The following is a 3,605-nucleotide window of genomic DNA, read 5'->3' as shown; positions in this document are numbered from 1 at the left end:
GTCGCCATCTTGACAAAAATCAAGAAAAATTGGCTGGACTTTATGCTGGTAATCCTCAGCGTAAAACGGCACGTCCTACTGCTGAAATGCTTCTTGTTGCATTTAAAGAAATCACATTGATATTAATTGAGGTTAACAATGAAGTCTACACTCATTTAACTACTCTTTCCCCTTTACAGCAGCGTATTCTTGTTTTACTTGGGTTTCCCCCTACTATTTATACTCAGCTTAGTGGTCAATCTTTTACTCCTGAGTAGAATTCTTCTAACTCTCGCAAAAATGGGCGAACCGGGAGTTATTAAACTGAATCCTAAGATAAATAGTCGTAGCTTGGCTTGTCGTAAGCATCTCTTATTCATTAATTTTTCCTATTTTTATTTACGAGGGAACGTAGTTATTCACTCCCGCCCTCTAAAATTATCTAAGAGGATGTTTGAAAAGTATCAGAATTAATCGAGATCCCCCCAACCCCCCTTACAAAGGGGGGCTAAATTCCTCAAAGTCCCCCTTTTTAAGGGGGATTTAGGGGGATCTGCGGGTGTCAGATCCCACACGAAAAAGTTTTCAAACATCCTCTAAACCCTTGATCTCTTGTTAAAGATAGGGGGGAGTGTGAACAGTTACGATTAAACCATACCATACAGCTCATCTTTGGGAAAAATTTTAGTGAGGAAATAGCATCTTTGAGCAATATCCATCCCTTTTGCCAAATTATTAAGTCTTTAAAGTCATTAATATCTGACATTCCTTCTCTTAAGAGTTCCCTTCTCTCAATAGCATAACAAGTACCGAAGAACCTTTTATTTTCTTTGACATAGGTTCTTATTTATGCAGGTACTAAACTCTAGTTTTTTGTTGACTCCGTTTAATAGTTAAAATGTATTGTATTAACTGTTGTTAGTACCATTTTTTAAAGGTTAAAACAGACACTGCCTTATTAGGGAGCGATCGCTCTGGTATTGTTTTCATTCAGTTAGAGACTTCCCAGAAATAAATTATCCCAAGAAACGAACCACAGAGGCACAGAGTACACAGAGAGAGAATTTTTGCATCAGTTTTGGGACATTTTTTTATTTGGAAGTCTCTTAATATTCCTAGGGAGTGGGAATTGCCAATGTTACGGTGATGAGTGACAACTATCAATTACCAATTAGCGATCGCTGTGTTAGATTGGGCATACTTGATATATATTTTTTCCCCTGACACGGCCGCCATTATGGTAATTACAAAAAGTAAACTGGTTTTGAGTGCTACGGTGGTAACGCTTTCTACAATTGCTGTTGCCGGTTTGGGTATTCACTCAATTGGTAAGGCTTCATTTAAAGATAGTCACAAGGATTTGATAGATGAAGTATGGCAAATTATTTACTACCGATATGTAGATGGTACTTTTAATCAGGTAGATTGGCAAGCCGTACGTAAGGAATATTTAAGCAAGTCCTATACTGATGATAAATCAGCCTACAAGTCTGTCCGGGAAATGCTGAAAAAGCTAGAAGACCCCTACACCCGGTTCATGAACCCAGAAGAATTCAAAAATATGCAAGTTGATACCTCTGGAGAACTTACAGGTATTGGTATCACCATCAGTCAAGATGCAAAAACAAAACAACTGATTGTTATCGCCCCGATTGAGGATACACCCGCATTTAAAGCCGGGATTTTAGCTAAAGATGTCATTCTTGAGATTGATGGCAAAAGCACCAAAGGCATGGATACCAATGACGCAGTAGCCCTCATTCGGGGAGAATCAGGTAGCAAGGTGAAACTGACAATTTTGCGGAATGGTCAGAAAAAACAATTTAATATTCAACGAGCGCGGATTGAAATTCATCCCGTTCGCTTTTCGGAAAAGAAAACCCCAGCGGGAAATATTGGCTATATTCGCTTGAATCAATTCAGCGCCAATGCCAGCAAGGAAATGAAAAATGCTATTGAAAAGTTAGAGGCTAAAAAGGTTTCTGGTTATATTCTAGATTTACGTGGTAATCCCGGTGGACTCCTATACGCGAGTATAGAAATTGCTCAAATGTGGATAAATAAAGGCACAATTGTTTCTACTATTGACCGGCAAGGTACACAGGATAAACAAGTTGCCAATAGCACGGCTCTGACTGATAAACCTTTGATGATATTAGTAGATAAAGGTTCAGCTAGTGCTAGTGAAATTCTTTCTGGGGCATTGCAAGATAATAAACGGGCAACTTTAGTAGGAAATCAAACTTTTGGTAAGGGTCTAGTCCAGTCCGTACAACCTTTAAAATCTGGCGCTGGTTTGGCTGTAACTATTGCTAAATATCATACTCCCAGTGGGAAAGATATTAATAAACATGGTATTGATCCAGACGTGAAGGTAGAATTGACTGATGCCCAACGTCAAGATTTATGGTTAGGTGGAAAAGATAAATTAGCGACTCTTGAAGATCCCCAATTTGCTAAAGCTGTGGAATTATTGGGTAAACAATCTGCTGAAAATACCAAGACAATTAGGAAAAATTAATTGATTAAGTAGGTTGGCGTTGAAAATTGTTGTTATGAGTAGTGAGACAGAATTAATTACACAATGTCATTGCGTTAGCGTTTCTTTTGTTGCCTGATATTATAGCGATCGCATCGAATCATCGCACATATAGGTGATAAATCAATGCGATCGCTAATTATTTAGGCGTTGCTGATTATAGGGTATGAATTTTAGTCTCACGCAAAGGCGCAAAGACGCAAAGGTTTGAGTTTTAAAGGTTCAATTTGGGAATTTCATACCTCAATTTAGCAACGCCTTACAGCAGATTGCAGATTAATGAGGTATAGGATCTAAATTCACAGCCAGCCAGTTTTATTCCTGACTCCTGACTCCTGCTGTGTTATTTATACCGCCGTTGTGAATTGTTAAATCGGTATTCAGTCCCAACTTTAAGCTGATTGCCATTATAGCGGGGAGTCATTAACAAAGAAGAATCGTAGGGATTGGGTAAATCAGGTGTCCGCAGATAGGGATCATTTAATGTTTGTTGAGCCATAGCATCAAGATAAAGTGTATTTACCAACTCAGCATCTTTAGCGATTTCATTGTCAGTAAAAGTAGTACCAAATTTTTTCCCAGGTCCAATTAAAGCATCTACTTTACGATTTAAACTGCCATTGTCATAAAAATTGGGATCATGGCGAAAATAAGCCCGTTCAAACATACTACTGGTTGTTTCAGTCTCAGCTTTAGCAACTGAAGGCAAGAAAAAATTGGTAGCGAGAAGTACCAGTACCCCACTCAAAACTGGAAATTTTATCCCCATATTATCAACTCCTCTATGTTTGGGTGAATCTTCTATTGATACTCAATTTGAAAACTCTCTTGAGTTTAAACTTTGGTGTAACACAACTTTTATTTTAATTGTTTGTAATGTCTTACAGGAGGAGTTCAGGAGGTAGGGGCGCAGGGCCTGCGCCCATTCAGGAGTTCAGGAGGAAGAAAGAAGGAAGAAGGAAGAAGGAAGAAGGAGGAAGGAAGAAGGAGGAAGGAAGAAGGAGGAAGGAAGAAGGAAGAAGGAGAAAGGAAGAAGGAGGAAGGAAGAAGGAAAAAATTTCTCCCCCACTCCCCCCACTCCCCCCAC

At 39.0% G+C, this 3,605-nt stretch carries 3 protein-coding genes and 1 pseudogene; 3 read left to right on the top strand and 1 reads right to left on the bottom strand.

What is annotated here, in order from left to right; all coding sequences use genetic code 11:
* Positions 1 to 257: pseudogene (locus tag AN486_RS26270) on the top strand (hypothetical protein); the annotation flags it as partial.
* 959 nt (positions 258 to 1,216) lie between these two features.
* Complete coding sequence (gene ctpC / locus AN486_RS26265; protein WP_053541365.1) at positions 1,217 to 2,500, top strand: carboxyl-terminal processing protease CtpC; 1,284 nt, start codon at positions 1,217 to 1,219, stop codon at positions 2,498 to 2,500.
* Positions 2,501 to 2,861: 361 nt separating this feature from the next.
* On the opposite strand, the gene AN486_RS26260 is transcribed toward ctpC, so the two are convergent.
* Complete coding sequence (locus tag AN486_RS26260; RefSeq protein WP_039200360.1) at positions 2,862 to 3,287, bottom strand: hypothetical protein; 426 nt, start codon at positions 3,285 to 3,287, stop codon at positions 2,862 to 2,864.
* A gap of 107 nt (positions 3,288 to 3,394) precedes the next feature.
* On the opposite strand from AN486_RS26260, the gene AN486_RS26255 reads away from it, so the two are divergent.
* Positions 3,395 to 3,605: hypothetical protein (locus tag AN486_RS26255; RefSeq protein WP_290603025.1), on the top strand; the 211-nt coding region annotated here is incomplete at its 3' end.

The sequence above is a fragment of the Anabaena sp. AL93 genome (assembly GCF_001672085.1).
Classification (GTDB): Bacteria; Cyanobacteriota; Cyanobacteriia; order Cyanobacteriales; family Nostocaceae; genus Dolichospermum; species Dolichospermum heterosporum.
The sequence above is the reverse complement of the archived record's forward strand: the minus strand, read 5'-3'. Positions and strand labels throughout refer to the sequence as shown.